Source organism: Colwellia sp. 1_MG-2023, assembly GCF_030546755.1.
Classification (GTDB): Bacteria; Pseudomonadota; Gammaproteobacteria; order Enterobacterales; family Alteromonadaceae; genus Thalassotalea_H.
Genome location: NZ_JAUOPE010000002.1, coordinates 188877 through 204583, shown reverse-complemented (window position 1 = coordinate 204583; position 15707 = coordinate 188877). Strand labels below are relative to the sequence as shown.

General features: G+C 38.4%; 14 protein-coding genes. All 14 read left to right on the top strand.

Annotation, left to right across the window (positions count from 1 at the left end; genetic code table 11):
• Positions 1 to 43: 43 nt before the first annotated feature.
• Positions 44 to 946 carry an ExeA family protein gene (locus Q4493_RS03030; protein ID WP_303449308.1) on the top strand — a complete coding sequence of 301 codons (903 nt, stop codon included), beginning with the start codon at positions 44 to 46 and terminating at the stop codon, positions 944 to 946.
• Positions 943 to 2148 carry a lipopolysaccharide assembly protein LapB gene (locus tag Q4493_RS03025; protein WP_303449306.1) on the top strand — a complete coding sequence of 402 codons (1206 nt, stop codon included), beginning with the start codon at positions 943 to 945 and terminating at the stop codon, positions 2146 to 2148. Before Q4493_RS03030 ends, Q4493_RS03025 begins: the two co-directional genes overlap by 4 nt.
• A 4-nt stretch (positions 2149 to 2152) precedes the next feature.
• Positions 2153 to 3868: a GspE/PulE family protein gene (locus Q4493_RS03020; RefSeq protein WP_303449304.1), complete on the top strand. Its 1716-nt coding sequence runs from the start codon at positions 2153 to 2155 to the stop codon at positions 3866 to 3868.
• 4 nt (positions 3869 to 3872) lie between these two features.
• On the top strand, positions 3873 to 5114 hold the full coding sequence (locus Q4493_RS03015; RefSeq protein WP_303449303.1) for a type II secretion system F family protein: 1242 nt from the start codon (positions 3873 to 3875) through the stop codon (positions 5112 to 5114).
• A gap of 2 nt (positions 5115 to 5116) precedes the next feature.
• Positions 5117 to 5626 (top strand): hypothetical protein, encoded by a 510-nt coding sequence (locus Q4493_RS03010; RefSeq protein ID WP_303449302.1) that lies wholly within the window; start codon positions 5117 to 5119, stop codon positions 5624 to 5626.
• A 149-nt stretch (positions 5627 to 5775) separates the two neighbouring features.
• Positions 5776 to 6387, top strand: coding sequence for a type II secretion system protein (locus Q4493_RS03005; RefSeq protein WP_303449300.1), 612 nt, complete (start codon positions 5776 to 5778; stop codon positions 6385 to 6387).
• 58 nt (positions 6388 to 6445) lie between these two features.
• Complete coding sequence (locus Q4493_RS03000; protein WP_303449299.1) at positions 6446 to 6961, top strand: type II secretion system protein; 516 nt, start codon at positions 6446 to 6448, stop codon at positions 6959 to 6961.
• Between the two features lie 83 nt (positions 6962 to 7044).
• Positions 7045 to 7527: a type II secretion system protein gene (locus Q4493_RS02995; RefSeq protein ID WP_303449298.1), complete on the top strand. Its 483-nt coding sequence runs from the start codon at positions 7045 to 7047 to the stop codon at positions 7525 to 7527.
• 15 nt (positions 7528 to 7542) lie between these two features.
• Positions 7543 to 8061 (top strand): type II secretion system protein, encoded by a 519-nt coding sequence (locus Q4493_RS02990; RefSeq protein ID WP_303449297.1) that lies wholly within the window; start codon positions 7543 to 7545, stop codon positions 8059 to 8061.
• Complete coding sequence (locus tag Q4493_RS02985; protein ID WP_303449296.1) at positions 8051 to 8623, top strand: prepilin-type N-terminal cleavage/methylation domain-containing protein; 573 nt, start codon at positions 8051 to 8053, stop codon at positions 8621 to 8623. The genes Q4493_RS02990 and Q4493_RS02985 overlap by 11 nt, the downstream gene beginning before the upstream one ends.
• On the top strand, positions 8623 to 9408 hold the full coding sequence (locus Q4493_RS02980; protein WP_303449295.1) for a PilW family protein: 786 nt from the start codon (positions 8623 to 8625) through the stop codon (positions 9406 to 9408). The genes Q4493_RS02985 and Q4493_RS02980 overlap by 1 nt, the downstream gene beginning before the upstream one ends.
• Complete coding sequence (locus Q4493_RS02975; protein WP_303449294.1) at positions 9398 to 9874, top strand: hypothetical protein; 477 nt, start codon at positions 9398 to 9400, stop codon at positions 9872 to 9874. The genes Q4493_RS02980 and Q4493_RS02975 overlap by 11 nt, the downstream gene beginning before the upstream one ends.
• Before the next feature lie 165 nt (positions 9875 to 10039).
• Positions 10040 to 10657, top strand: coding sequence for a PEP-CTERM sorting domain-containing protein (locus tag Q4493_RS02970; RefSeq protein ID WP_303449293.1), 618 nt, complete (start codon positions 10040 to 10042; stop codon positions 10655 to 10657).
• 177 nt (positions 10658 to 10834) lie between these two features.
• Positions 10835 to 15658: a LamG domain-containing protein gene (locus Q4493_RS02965; protein ID WP_303449292.1), complete on the top strand. Its 4824-nt coding sequence runs from the start codon at positions 10835 to 10837 to the stop codon at positions 15656 to 15658.
• Positions 15659 to 15707: the final 49 nt, after the last annotated feature.

The following is a 15707-nucleotide window of genomic DNA, read 5'->3' as shown; positions in this document are numbered from 1 at the left end:
CTAATTTTTGACAATAATCGTGTCTTAATCGGCTAAGTAAGTTATGTATTTATATCACTTTGGTTTAAAAGAATTACCTTTTACTTTAACGCCAAATACTAACTTTTATTTAGGTCTTGAACCGCATAACGAAGCGTTGGCTGTCTTAACTACAGCGTTAAAAACAGGTGAAGGTTTCATTAAAGTGGTTGGTGAAGTTGGCACAGGCAAAACTTTGCTGTGTCGAAAACTGCTCAATGAAATACCCGAGCATTTTGTGACTGCTTATATTCCCAATCCATATTTAAAGCCAGATGAACTAAGGCGCGCCGTTGCTGTTGAGTTGGGAGTTAAGCAAGCGCAACGTATGTCAGTGCAGTTATTAACGCAACGTATTCAACAACGATTACTTGAACTACATAGTCAAGGCCATTCAGTGGTATTGATTTTAGATGAATCGCAAGCATTACCTGCGGAAAGTTTAGAGGCACTTCGTTTATTTACGAATTTAGAAACGGAAACAAGAAAGTTATTACAAGTGGTGTTATTCGCACAGCCAGAATTAGATCATCGATTAAATGAGCCCGCGTTTCGACAATTAAAGCAACGTATTACCTTTTCATACAACTTACGGACAATGGATAGCGATGAAGTTGAAAGTTATATTCAACATAGAATGGTAGTGGCGGGTTATAAAGGAGCTACTTTATTCAACCACCGTTTATGTAAAAAAATAGCCAAAGTGACTAAGGGAACACCAAGATTGGTGAATATTTTATGTCATAAAATGTTGATGTTAAGTTATGGGCAAGGACAATACCAAATGACCAGTAAACACTTAAAAATTGCCTGCCATGATACCGAAGCTATCAACCAGCCAGATTATAAGTTAACCCTAATATTTAGTCTCTGCGTAATGATCAGCGTAGTGATTTTTATGGCGTATTATTATGGAGCATTGAAATGAGTGTCATTAATCAGATGCTAAAAGATTTGGATGAGCGCCAAAATGAGCAACAACACTCGCAAAATAGTGCTGTGCCAATAAGAAAACAAGGCATGCCTTGGAAGTTAATCGCTATTATTGTCATCATAGTAATTGCGCTAAATATTCTCGGAATTTTTATGTGGCAGCTTTATAATGAAAATAAATCGTTAAAAAGCTTGAACGATAATTCATATGAGCAAAATCAACACGCACAACAATTGGTAGAAGGCGTAGATAATGCCTTTAATACTGATGCTGCAAGTAAGAAAATTAACACGCTTATTGAAACCGTTAACAACGAAGAAGATACGTCACCCGCCGAAGATGAAATTAAGGAAGATAAAGCGCAGGAAAATGCTCAAACAATTACTACTTTGGCAAATACCAGCATTACAAAACCAAATGATTTAACAAAACCAAATGATTTAATAGAAAAAAATGTTTCCAATAACGAAATTAAAAACGTTTCTAATTTGAACCATCAAACCGCGTTAAATACAAAAACGACAGAAAATGAAAATATTAACCTTGATGCATTGCCAGTAAAAGAAGCGGAAAAAACAGTCATCAAAAGTGAGAAACCGCAGTTAACCATTTCACGCAAACAATTAACGGCTGCTGAATTAACTCAGCAAAAAATTGATCAAGCCGAGCAAGCGTTAGCTGAGAATAAGTTAACCAGAGCTGAAAAATTGTTTGAAGATATTCTGCTAATGTCACCAGATCATCAAATTGCTCGGAAAAAATTGGCGGCGTTATGGTTTGGTAGGCAATCTTACCAACCTGCCATTAATTTACTCTCGCAAGGTATTCAACTATACCCACAAGATAGCGAATTTCGTTTAATGAAAGCTCGTATATACTTAAATCAAGGGCAAACGACAGCGGCGGTTAACACCTTAAAAGAATTACCCGCTGTTGAGAATGTAGAATATCAAGCATTGCTTGCTAGTCATGCCCAACAAATATCACAATTTAACATAGCAATAACAGCCTATCAGTTATTAACAACATTAGAGCCAAATGCAGGGCGATGGTGGCTTGGTTTAGCGGTTGCGTACGATAGTGATAGTAATTTTGAACAAGCAAAACGTGCTTATGGTCAAGCGATAAATAAAAATGATCTTTCTGACAATGCTCGACAATTTGCTGTTCAGCGAGTTCAAGAGTTAGGAGAATAATTAAATGGCAGCCCCTAAATTAAAAATGCGGCTAGGTGATTTATTGGTACATGAACATATCATTACCAATGAACAATTAATGCAAGCGTTAAACAGTCAAAAATCAACGGGTAGAAAACTCGGTGATACCTTGATTGAATTGGGTCATATTGCAGAACGTCAATTATTAGAATTTTTAGCGCAGCAATTGGATGTACCATTTTTAGATATAAGCCAACGTAGGATTGACCCTGCCGTGGCGAAGCTTTTACCTGAAGTGCATGCGCGTCGCTTACGCGCTGTTATTATTGAAGATCAAGGTGATGCAGTTCTGTTAGGCATGAGTGATCCCGCTGATTTAAGTGGTCTTGATCAACTTGAACAAATGTTATCGCCTAAAGCGTTAAAACTTGCCGTGGTGATGGAATCGCAATTGTATGACGCCTTTGATGGCTTATATCGTCGTACGGCTGATATCGAGTCATTTGCTAGTCAGTTAGAAGAAGAGTACGAACAAACCACTGATTTTGATTTAAGTACTTCTTTTGTTGATGAAGGTGGTGATGCAACGGTAGGTAAGTTACTGCAATCAGTGTTTGAAGACGCAGTACAAATGCGCGCATCTGATATTCATATTGAGCCTGATGAGCATTTATTACGTATTCGTCAACGTATTGATGGTGTCTTACAAGAAAACGTTTTAAAAGAAAATAAAATAGCCTCAGCGATGGTTTTGCGTTTAAAACTGATGGCAGGTTTAGACATTTCAGAAAAGCGTCTTCCTCAAGACGGACGTTTTAATTTGCAGATCAAGGGCCATTCAATTGATGTGCGTATGTCAACTATGCCCGTTCAGCATGGTGAGTCAGTAGTTATGCGCTTGCTTGACCAATCAGCAGGCTTATTATCGCTTGATGAAACCGGCATGCCAGCTGATATCGTGGCTAGAGTACGGCATCAAATTTCGCGTCCTCATGGTATGATCCTCGTTACAGGGCCAACGGGTAGTGGTAAAACAACTACGCTTTACGGGGCATTGAGTGAATTAAACCAATCAAGCAAAAAAATTATTACTGTTGAAGATCCGGTGGAATATCGTTTACCACGAGTCAATCAAGTGCAAGTTAATAGTAAAATTAACCTAACTTTCTCTGGAGTATTAAGAACAGCATTACGACAAGATCCTGATATTCTTATGGTTGGTGAGATGCGTGATCATGAAACTGTTGAAATAGGCTTACGGGGAGCATTAACGGGTCACTTGGTGTTATCTACCTTACATACTAACGATGCTATCACCAGTGCATTACGTTTAATGGATATGGGCGCAGCAGGCTTTCTCGTAGGTAGCTCTTTACGGGCGGTTATCGCACAGCGACTAGTACGAAAAGTTTGTGATAAATGCCAGGAAGAATATCAACCGAGCAGCCAAGAAAAATTATGGTTAACCCATTTAGCAGGAGACAAAGCTAATGGTGCCACTTTTAAACAAGGTAAAGGTTGTCAAACTTGTCAATATACCGGTTATAAAGGTCGTATTGGTGTTTTTGAATTATTAGAAATGAATGAGCCAATGATGGCTGCATTGAAACGTGAAGATGCAGAAAGCTTTACTGAATTATCAAAAGCAAACCCAAGCTTTACTCCTTTAGCGGTTGCGGCGTTTAACTATGCAACTCAAGGTATCACAACGGTTGAAGAAGTCCTTCGCCTCGTAGAAATAATAGATGTGAAAGAGTAAATAAATGGCAGCTTTTAGCTATATAGGTCGAAACTCACAAGGAGCACAGGTTAAAGGCTCTATTGATGCTCCGAATGCAAATGCCGCAGCGGAACAATTATCACGTCAACAAATTGTGCCAGTTTCAATTGAAGCAGCAAAAAAAGTGGTTAATAGTTCGGGTGATCTTGCTGATATAGATATAGGTGAATTGTTAGGTTTTTCAGCTATTTCATTGGACGACTTAATTGTTTTTTGTCGACAAATGTATGCATTAGTTCGTTCGGGCGTGCCGATTCTACGTGCTATAAACGGCATGGCAGAATCAAGTAACTCACCAAAGCTTAAAGTGGCGTTAGCTGAAATAGCCACTCAGCTTGAAGGCGGCTATGAACTTTCTTCAGCCTTACATCAACACCCCAAATTATTTTCACCACTTTTTGTTTCATTGGTACATGTTGGTGAAAACACCGGTCAACTTGACGAAGCATTTAGTAAATTAGCGAGTTATTTTGAGCGAGAACAAGACACCCGAAAACGCATTAAAACTGCGTTGCGTTATCCTTCATTCGTATTAGGTGCAATTGCCATTGCTATCGTTATTTTAAATATTTTTGTGATCCCTACATTTGCGAATATGTTCTCAAAATTAGGCGCTGACTTACCCTGGGCAACGAAAGCTCTGATCTCAAGCTCTAATTTTTTCTTAGATTACTGGCCGCATTTATTGGTGGTTTTACTAGGTGTTTTCTTTGGTTTAAGAGCTTATTTAAAAACAGAAAAAGGCCTATATCAGTGGGATAGAATAAAAACAAGATTGCCCATAGTTGGTTCTATTATTGAACGTTCAATTCTATCTCGTTTTTCGCATAGTTTTGCAATTGTCTTAAAAGCAGGGGTTCCGATGACTTCCGGCTTAACACTTGTTTCTGACGCGGTTGATAACACGTATATGAGTGAAAAAATTATTGCTATGCGAACGGGGATTGAAAGCGGCGAAAGTTTATTACGCTCTGCTGTTGCCAGTAAGCTATTTACTCCTTTAGTGTTACAAATGATAGCCGTAGGTGAAGAAACTGGTCGAGTAGATGAATTGCTAGAAGAAGTTGGCGATTATTACGAGCGAGAAGTCGATTATGAATTAAGTACGCTTACCGCAAAAATTGAACCTATACTAATAGCGATAGTAGCATCAATGGTATTGATTCTAGCATTAGGTATATTTACACCTATGTGGGATATGATGTCGGCATTTAAAGGAAAATAATAGTGAAGCGTGCCGAGGGGAGTAACCGTGGAAAAACGCTTGGCGAAAATGTCCTTATTATTGCGTTAATCGCAGTATTGATGGCGAGTTTTATCTATTACTTTTTTAAACAAGAGCAACAGTTAACTGAAGTAGGTTTTGATGCTGTTGCCCGTAACTTTTCGGCTAGTGTTTTAGCAATTAGGGCACAGTGGTTTATGGACGGACAGCCAGATGAAATTATCTTAAAAGAAAAAGATAAACCAAATGTCATATTGAAAATAAATTCACAAGGTTGGATTGACGTTGATGATAAAAATGAAAAATGTAAGAAAATTTGGTTTGCGTTAATGACAACCGATTTATATTTTATGAATCAGCCGATTGCGGTGCTAGAAATAAACACGAAGAAAAGTACGACCAATCAGGATGAATATAAGATTACTAACACGTGCCGTTATACTTTACCTTCAGGGGTAAGCTTTGATTACGATATGCAAAATGGGAAAGTGAGTGAAGTAAACTACCTGTAGTTGTCATTGATGAAGGTAGACATTGTTACTGAAAAGCATAAAATTACCAAATAATGTAAAACTTGTTAATGAATTAAGTGACTTAGCAAGCTAAACGTTGTTAGAATCAATTTAGATAAGATTGTTAGTGAAGAATATTAGAGGTTGATATGAAAAAACAGTCAGGTTTTACCCTTATAGAATTAGTGATTGTTGTGGTTATTTTAGGATTTTTGGCGGTAACAGCTATTCCTAAATTTCTTGATCTTACCGATCAAGCCAAGCAAGCTAATATTGAAGGCATGGCAGGAGGGTTTGCAACCGCTGTATCATTGACGCGTGCTCAATGGGAAGCAGAAGGCCGACCGCAAGACACTAACACTAACTTTGTGAACTATGATGGTTCAGCGTTGTACTTAACAACACCAGCAACGAATACCAATGCGTTTCGACCAGGTTACCCTATGGGTTTAACCACAACAGGTGCAAATAACGGTAATATGAATACGACTCGTTGTATCGAAGTATGGAATAATATTCTAGCGCAACCACCGTCAATTTCTGATACGGCTGCTGACTTAAATAACGGTGCTAATATTGATTATTTTGTTGTGCAATCGGTAGGTACGGGTAGTAACGGTAATAATACGTGTATCTTTTATTTAAAAGAGTCATTACCAAAATCAGGTGGCTCATATGCAACACCAACAAGCACAGCTCAAGGTAATAACTTTACCTATGACCCTGCTTCAAGCACAGTGGCAATTACAATTAACAATTAATCAATCAATACTAAATAAAGATTAAATAAATTATTTTCATTAAAAATAAGGCAGGTTTATGAAAAACTTATCAAATATAAATACAAAAGCTAAAGGTTTTACCCTAATAGAATTAGTGGTGGTTATTGTTATTTTAGGTATTTTAGCGGCCACAGCAGCACCTAAATTTATCGACTTAACTAGTGATGCGACTGGCGCAACAATTGAAGCCGTTAAGGGATCTGTAGATAGTGCAACTAATATGGTTCATGCAAAAGCTTTAATTAGTAACAATGTTAGCGGAGCATCTACTATAACAATAAATGGTGCTACAGTAGGTTTAGTGGATGGCTGGCCTGAAAATGGTGATGCAAATGCAACCACATGGGGAGCAATTTTAGATATTGATGCAGCTAACTTTTTATCGGCAACTGACGGCACAACAGCAACAAATGGGCGAATTGTCTGGTATCCTACTGTTGATCCTGCATTAACTGCGGCTGCTGCGGTGACTGCTAACTGTTACGTGTCATATGTAGAAAGTACTGATTCAAATATTAAGCCTGCAATAACGTTTGAGACATCGGGCTGTTAAATCTTGCCATTATGGTAAAATTTGATATCTTCAAAGGAGAGCATTGCTCTCCTTTTTTAATGAATAGATAAAGCGAACGGTTAATGAAAAGTAAAGGTTTTACTCTGATAGAGTTAGTGGTGGTTATCGTTATTCTTGGCATTTTAGCCGCAACGGCGGCTCCAAAATTTATTAATTTAGAAGCGGATGCGCACACGGCGACTTTACAAGCAGTGAAAGCCTCGATGGAAGGGGCATCGGCTTTAGTTTACGGTAAAGCGATTGTAAAAGGCATTCATAACGAAGCTTTTGCATTTCCAGCATTACCGTCGATAACTTTACCCGGAGGAGTGACAGTTTTTACTCATTATGGTTATCCTCTGGGTACTGATACTGAATGGAAAAAATTAATCGATTACGACACTGATGCTTTTAGCATACAAAAATCCACCGATTCAACCAGAGTATATATTTATAGAAAAGGTGAAACGGTGCCTACTTCAACAAGTGATGCTTGCATAGTGCACTATACGCGATCTACAGGAGCTAATACCAAGCCAGTTATTGGTGTTAACCCTTGTTTATAACTAAGTCATGTTCTTATGAAGCTTAAATTTTTTGACAGCACAAGACTCACTACCAAAGGTTTTACCTTGATTGAGTTATTGGTGACTATCATTATTTTAGGCATCTTATCGGTAACAATTGTCCCTCGGATGTTTACTTCAAATGGCTTCGAGGCTTATGCATATCGCACTGAAGTGATTTCTACGCTTCGTAATATTCAGCTGCGTGCTATGCAACAAACCGTTGATACTGATATTTGTCGGCAAATCAAAATATCGACAGATAAAAAAATAATCGGTTTACTTAAAACCGATACAGCCAATGCGAACAATTGCGATACAAGTCAATGGTCTGATGCGCAAGCCGGTGAAGTAACCAGCGTAAAAGTAGATGCTGAACATTCAGTTACTTTTAGTTATAGCGATACTGGAGTCTTTTCATTTGATCAAATGGGCCGGCCTCAAGGTTGTGCTGCAACCTGTGAAATTTATGTTGTTGGTGAAGAAACCTTAACCATTACCATAGAACCTGAAGGATACATTCATGCATCCTAAATTCGGTCGTTTAAATATCCGTAGGCATACACTTAGAATGGTAAATGGCTTTACTTTAATTGAAACGGTCATTGGCATTGTGGTGTTGTCGATAGCTTTTTCAGTGTTACTTACCTTGATTTATCCGATGACTGAGCAAAGCGCTGATCAACTTCATCAAATTAAAGCGGCAGAGCTGGGTCAGTCAATGCTCAATGAAATTCAACAAAAAGCCTTTGATGAAAACTCGGATAAAACGGGTGGCTTAATTCGTTGTGGCGAAGTGTCTGCACCTGCATGTAGTACAACAATGGGTGCTGATAGTGGAGAAACAAGAGCCACTTACGATGACGTTGATGATTATAATGAAATTAATAAAGGGGATGTCATACAAAATTCGTTAAATGATAATACACTTGCTGCTTTATATGTAGGTTATGGCGTTGATGTGGCTGTGTGTAACGATGGTGATTATAATGGTGAATGTGATGCCAGTACTGATATTGCAAAACTTATAAAAGTTACTGTGACCACGCCAACAGGTTTTGATATTGTTTTTTCAACGTATCGAGCAAACTTCTAATGCATCGCCTCCCTTCTAAATATCAATCAGGCTTTACCTTAGTTGAGTTAGTCACTGTGATTATTATTCTGGGGATCCTTGCCGTTGGTATGGGTAATTTTTTGCAATTTGGTAGCCGTATTTTTACTGAAACCAGTGCTCGTGATCAATTAGTTTCGTCTGCTCGTTTTGCTATTGAACGATTAAATCGAGAAGTACGTCATGCGGTACCTAATAGTGTTAAAGAAGTTAACGCTAACGGGAATTGTTTATCGTTTTACCCAACCATTGCTAGTACGGTTTATATCGACATACCGGTTTCCCCAGAAGCCGATAACGATGAAATAACCATAATCCCCTTTGATGATAATACTGTTGCTTTAGCTAACAATGTTATTGTTTACCCATTAATGGCGACGGATTTTGAGCCTTCGGTAAATACTAAATACCATCCGTTTACGTTACCTATAGATAAAACAGCCACGCCTTGGGTATTAAGTTTTTCTTCGCCAGTAAGTTTTGCGAATGACTCACCCACACAAAGAATTTTTTTCTATGGAGATGAAGTCAGTTATTGTGTGGTAGGTACTCAATTAATCCGAAGTGCATCGGGTAATAGCTCGGTAATGGCCGATGATATTTTAAATTACTACAGCACGAATAATATGGCAGCCTTTAAAGTGACAGAAGCGACGCAAACGAGAAATGCAACCATTCAAGTACGCTTACAATTTGGTGTCAATGGCGAAGAAAGTGGTGAACAAGTAACGTTTAACAACGAGATACAGGTGCCAAATGTTCCTTAATATTTCAAACTTATCGAAAATGAAAACTAATTTCGTTAGCACTCGCACAGCACAAGGTGGCAGTTCACTGGTGATTGCAATTTTTGTGATTGTGATTATTTCAATGTTAGGGGCGGCATTAGTTAAGATGATGCGTTCAAGTTCTGACAGTATTGTCTATGAAGTGTTAGGCACTCGTGCCTATAACGCGGCACAAATTGGCCTACAATGGCAATTACAGCAATTATTCCCCCTTAATAATACTAATCAACTAACTTGTGCTGCAGTGTTAAATACTCCAACCAATGAAGCACAATTTATAAGTAATGCACCAGGCTTGGAAAACTGTGACCTTGTTTTCCCAATTAGCTGTACAGATATAGACGTGTTGGGGACACGTTATTACACGATAACTAGTACAGGACAATGCGACGTAGCTGGGGTAATAACCTCAAGAACGTTAGAAGTGCAGGCAAGATCTTTGTAACAGCTATTTAACAAAAAAGTGTAAAAACTTTTTACACTTTGTTTTAGCTTAACAAACTCTATTTTTTATATTGTTGATTTTTAGTGTGTTTTTGTTTTTGGTATAAGGTTTGCATTGTTATAGGTAATTGTAGAGTTGTCTAATCATTAATACGAGGTTTCTTTAATGTTTAAGTTTACTATCAGCGTTTTATTTGTACTGTCATTATTTGTTTCAAACGCATCATATGCGTCTATTCTTTTTGTTGATTACTCAGGTGATTATACTGAAGATAAACTGACGTCAGATTTACTTGATATTAATTTTATTAATATCGGTGATTGGGATTATGTGTGGGCATCACCTGTTAATACAGAGTATTGGGATAGTGATGGTGATACTATTTATGACAATCAGCTTTTATCAGCAGACTTTCAACTAAACTGGCAAGAAGCACAAGATTGGCAATTACAGTTGTTACGTAATTTAGGCGTTGAAGCCTTTTTTAATGAAGAAACAGGCGAGTACATTGAAGCGGTAAAATATTGGAATACTGGTTTTACCGGATTATCTTCAAGTATTGCTGAACCTGACGCCGTTACTACTTCAGATTTTGTTGCAGGTCTAATTAGTAGTGCATTTGAAGGCTTAGGTGCAGGTCTTGATTTTGCTGATACTTTCTATGTTCGTGAAGCCTCTAAGCGCCCAGATGCAGTTGCTACAAAAGTACCTGAACCTGCGACATTGCTGATATTTTCATTTGCTTTAATTGCTTTGTCGTTAAGAAAAAGATTCGTAAAATAATAATTTAGTAGTATCCCGTTTCATGAAATATAGCCTTGCAGGACGCAAGGCTTTTTTTATGCGTAAAAGAAAAATGAAAATATCTACATAAATACAAGCTGTTACTTGTGAAAATTTAGGGTAAAGAGTAACTTTAGCGTATAGTTATAAATAAGTTTGACGCTAGGGCCGCTTTAAATGCTTGCACGTTATTTTACACCGTTGTTATTTTTTATCTTATTCCATGCTGCAGTAGATGCCTCAGAATGCTTGTCAGTTTTTCCTGATTACTATAACCAAGCAAACTCTTCTAATGAGCAATTAAGTAATTTTCCTATAAATAATTCAGGTGCTTATCTTACAAATGGAACAACCTTGCCACGCGGTGATAATTACTATTTAGGTTCAACCGTCGGAAATAATGGCCAAATTTATGTTGGGGGAATTTCTGGCGGGGAAACTACGGCTCGCTTATTTTTTCGTAGCTCTGTTTCATGGCAAAACGTCAAGATAAATGAAAACGGTAACCCGGAAGATTTAATTATTATTGTTGATGGTAGTTTATCGATAACTGGGAGTAACACATTAATAAACGCTATCATCTATGTGAAGGGGGCTTTAACCGTTAATAATGGAACTTTTAACGGCGCTTTAGCTTCAGTCGGTTCTGCTAGCGGCTCTGCTAGCTTTAATTATGATGAAAGCTTTATCAATAACGCTGATTTTAATGGTATGTGTGAAGGTAAAGATAAGCCATTAGCTGAATATCGCTTTGATGAAACTAGCTACGATAGTTCAAGCGATGAAGTGATTGATAGTATTGGTGGCTTTCATGGTCAAGCCTTCGCAACACAACCTGTGCTAGGTAAGGTCTGTAATGCGGCTGATTTTTCAGCGTACGGAACTGCAGATTATATTAAATTAAATGAAAGCGTCCTACATGCAAAAACTGATTTTACCGTCTCTGTATGGGCGAAAACAACGAAAACAAATAATCAAATTATATTGTCAGGCGCCGGTTCGGATAGCGCCAATGAATTGATGTTTTGGTTTGTTAATAATAACTTGTTTCGCCCATTTCTAAGAGGACAAAATACTGACATTGCAACAAGTACTATTGCTGATGATAACTGGCATCATCTGGTGTGGACACGTTCAGGAACGCAAAACTGTTTATATAAAGATAATGCACTTCAAGGCTGTAAAACCTTACAATCAACTACATTAAATATTCAAAGTTTAATTCTTGGTCAAGAACAAGACAGAATTGGTGGTGGTTTTGATCCAAACCAAGGCTGGGAAGGACTTATTGATGAATTAGTGGTGTTTGATTCTGCTATTTCTACAGATGAAATAGAGGAAATTTACAACAATCAAAATGCGGGGTTAGGTTATGATGGCAGTGCGCGTACTTGTCCTGTATTACCTGATGCTGATCCTATCGCTAACTTTCATTTTGATGAATGTTCATATTCTGGTGTAAATGGCGATACCATTGACCAAACAGGTAGTTATTCTGCCACTAGCCAAAATACACTTGAATCGTTAACAACCGGGGTGGTTGAAAGTGCAGCAGATATTTCGCATTACAGTCATCATTTCACCACGTCTATTCCTGTGCCGAGTTCTTTTAGTGTCTCTACTTGGTTTAAAAAGCCTACTTCGACAACCAATAGTCGATATTTTGTTTTAGGTGCTATGCAAGGCGGTGGCGATTTATTGTATCTAGATCGAAATAATAGTTGGCGCTGGGGTGTTTATGATGGCAGTAGTTCTACCAATGGCAGTTATTCATTTTCTTCACTTGATGATAACTGGCATCACATGGTGTTGAATTATAGTGGTTCGAAAACAGATCTGTATATCGATGGCGTTCTTGTCGATACAATCGCTCGAAAGCCTAGTGGAACCTTAGCCTATATAGGCACTTCTTATGATTCTGTCGGCTCGTCGAGTGCGCAAGGTTTTCGTGCGCCACTTGATGAATTTATGGTTTTCGATGTAGCGTTATCTACGTCACAAATTGCCACTATTTATAATAATCAACTCGCAGAAAATAACTACGACGGCACGACGCGTGATGCGATTAATTGTAGTCTCGATCCCATAGCCTTATATCGATTTGAACAAACAGACTTTTCATCAGGTATCGTTGATAGCAGTGGCTTTGATAACCACGCCAGTAATAGCAACGGTCTTTCAATTGCTGCGGGAAAATATTGTCGCGCTTTTGACAGTAACGGCACGAATAGCACATCAACCACAGATAACGCTTTTATTTCTTCGCTGGATTTAGATGATGATGTCGGCATCAAAGGTACAATTAGTTTTTGGTTTAATAGTAATACTGCATGGGATCAAGGGGGCTATAACGGCGGAGAACGCACCTTATTTGATGCCAGTGTTGGTAGTTCAGCTTCAGATAAATACTTTGCTTTAGAGCTCCAATCTAGCGGCCGTTTACGCTTTACCTTTGAAGATAGTGTAGATTCTGATTTTAGTATCGAAGAGCCGTCTGTGGGTGCTCGTTCGGCGAATACTTGGTATTATGTAACGGTGACGTGGGATTATGAATCTGACACCTTTGAGCTATACGTCGATGGCAGCTTAAGAACACAACAAAGCCAAAATACCAATGGTAGTATGAGTAATTTAGGTTCAATTGTTTTTGGTGACAACGCTTCTACTTATTCCGCTAATGGGAATGGTTCTTTGCCTTCGCGAACATCGGCAAACGGTAAATTTGACGAAGTGCGCATTTATCCGCGGGTGTTAAGCCAAACGGAAATCAGTGCTGATATGGATGACAACAATGGTTGTGTTAATAATATCAATCACTATCAAATAATTCATGACGGTCAAGGCCTAACCTGCGCACCCGAAACTATCACAATTAAAGCTTGTATTAATGTTTTTGATGGCAGCTGTACGTTAAGTACAGATGAAGTAACCTTAGATGTGGTGGCAACGGGGGCACCTGCTGTTACCAATAACATCACATTTACGGGGTCAACCACCACAAACATCGCCTATACCACGCCAGAAACTGTGGTGTTATCTATTAATAATCCGACCATTGCGCCCGTGAGTGCAACTGTTTGTAATGATAACAGTGCGGGGAGCTGTGATTTGGATTTTGCTGATGCAGGCTTTGTTTTCTTAAATGGCGGCAATGCCAATAATATCATTGATAACCAAGTCTCAGGAGACATATTTAATACGTTAGAAATTCAAGCGTTATATAGTAATAATGGTGTTTGTGAAGGGCTATTTACCGGTAATGTTGATGTGAATTTATCACAAGAAAACAAAACGCCAAATAATACAAATCCGGGTAACAGTTTTGAAGTAAACGGGGTTCCAATAGTAAAAGGTTCAACTCCTTCATCAAGCGTCACATTAAATTTTGGCAATGATAGTATCGCAACTATCCCTGCTCCACGATATTTAGACGCAGGACAAATTCAATTACATGCTAGTTATAACGAGGCCGGCGTGAGTTTGCTGGGGAGTTCATTACCATTTTGGGTCAGGCCTAGCTATTTTCAAATTGATGCCGTTTCATGTAAAGATGATGTCGGCGGTTGTAATAAAGACTCAACGACAACGCATAAAGCAGGGGATAACTTCGCTTTTTCCGTAACCGCTTATAACAGTGCAGATACAATTACCCAAAACTATCGCCAAAGTGATGGCCAATTACAGTTAAAACTAACACGGGTTTTACCAAATGTAGCTGGTAGTGTTGAGGGAATTTTCACCTATGCAAGTGGTCAATCACGCTCGACGGCAAGCGGAATATTTAGTCATGCAATTTTGGAAGATTTCTATGCCGGTACATATGGTATTTCAACATTTGCTAATGGCCAATATGACGAAGTGGGCGTGATTAATGTGGATGTAGAAGATATTAATTATGGCGGAGAAAACTTAGTTATTGCCGCACAAGATATTGATATTGGTCGGTTTACGCCTCATCATTATCGACAAACCATTAAAGCAGGTCATGCTGGCAACTTAATTGCAAATCATGGTGCCACTTGTGACAGTGAAAACTGGGTGTATAGCGGACAAACCACTGCTGGTATTGGTAGTATTCGTTATGATTCATTACGACCTACATTGACGATTACCGCTTATAATGCCGGGAACAACCCGACTGAAAACTATCGAGGCGGTTTTGTTAAATTAGCAAATGATGATGTAACTTTCGGTGTTGTTAATTCAACTCATGCCAATGCTTTACCTTTGACGGGTGTCGTTACTATGGATGGTAATATCACTGATTCTATTGACAATACTGCGATAGACAAAGGTTCTGTTGAATATGAATTATCTGAGGATCATCATTTTACTTACACGAGAAACTCAACCAGTTTAGTCGCGCCTTTTGATGCTTCATTTGAAATTCCTGTTCTTACTATTGAAGATGGCGATTCTATCAATTTAAAACCTTCAGCTGGCGGAACAGATTATTTTGTTAACCCGAGCTTTAGTCTTGCTCAGTCAAATACGGTTAATGTTCGCTTTGGTCGTTGGCATATTGACAATGCTTATGGTCCTGAAACAGAAAACTTGCCGGTAACAATGACAGCTCAACAATGGAATGGTACTAGTTTTGAAACTAATAGCGATGAAAGTTGCCTTATTCCACAATACGGCAGTAAAGTGACATCAGGTAGTTTTTATGACCCATTAGTTGATTGGCAATATCGCTTATTAGACACCCCAGATGGCGAGCCAATTACGCCAAATAATACAAGTGTTATCACCCCAGTTCCACTTATCTCTTTTGAAAATGGCGAATATAAATCGTTTATTTTTAATGCGCCTGATGAGCCTGCGGATGATGAAAATTATCAAAGAGGTTCTCTGCAGTTTGAATATGCTGTTCCTGCTTGGCTGAAATATGATTGGCAAAATCAAGATGGTACTTTTGATGATAACCCGATAGGGCAGATAACCTTTGGTTTATTTAGAGGCAATGACCGTATTATTTCATGGCGAGAAGTGGAAAATTAATCTGAATTTATTCATTTTTAGCTATTTGAGCAAAAAAAAGTAAAAAAAC

Bases quoted from the DNA above. Each gene is read 5' to 3' on its own strand.
- Q4493_RS03030 (WP_303449308.1), top strand. From the start codon at position 44: ATGTATTTATATCACTTTGGTTTAAAAGAATTACCTTTTACTTTAACG.
- Q4493_RS03025 (WP_303449306.1), top strand. From the start codon at position 943: ATGAGTGTCATTAATCAGATGCTAAAAGATTTGGATGAGCGCCAAAAT.
- Q4493_RS03020 (WP_303449304.1), top strand. From the start codon at position 2,153: ATGGCAGCCCCTAAATTAAAAATGCGGCTAGGTGATTTATTGGTACAT.
- Q4493_RS03015 (WP_303449303.1), top strand. From the start codon at position 3,873: ATGGCAGCTTTTAGCTATATAGGTCGAAACTCACAAGGAGCACAGGTT.
- Q4493_RS03005 (WP_303449300.1), top strand. From the start codon at position 5,776: ATGAAAAAACAGTCAGGTTTTACCCTTATAGAATTAGTGATTGTTGTG.
- Q4493_RS03000 (WP_303449299.1), top strand. From the start codon at position 6,446: ATGAAAAACTTATCAAATATAAATACAAAAGCTAAAGGTTTTACCCTA.
- Q4493_RS02995 (WP_303449298.1), top strand. From the start codon at position 7,045: ATGAAAAGTAAAGGTTTTACTCTGATAGAGTTAGTGGTGGTTATCGTT.
- Q4493_RS02990 (WP_303449297.1), top strand. From the start codon at position 7,543: ATGAAGCTTAAATTTTTTGACAGCACAAGACTCACTACCAAAGGTTTT.
- Q4493_RS02985 (WP_303449296.1), top strand. From the start codon at position 8,051: ATGCATCCTAAATTCGGTCGTTTAAATATCCGTAGGCATACACTTAGA.
- Q4493_RS02980 (WP_303449295.1), top strand. From the start codon at position 8,623: ATGCATCGCCTCCCTTCTAAATATCAATCAGGCTTTACCTTAGTTGAG.
- Q4493_RS02975 (WP_303449294.1), top strand. From the start codon at position 9,398: ATGTTCCTTAATATTTCAAACTTATCGAAAATGAAAACTAATTTCGTT.
- Q4493_RS02970 (WP_303449293.1), top strand. From the start codon at position 10,040: ATGTTTAAGTTTACTATCAGCGTTTTATTTGTACTGTCATTATTTGTT.
- Q4493_RS02965 (WP_303449292.1), top strand. From the start codon at position 10,835: ATGCTTGCACGTTATTTTACACCGTTGTTATTTTTTATCTTATTCCAT.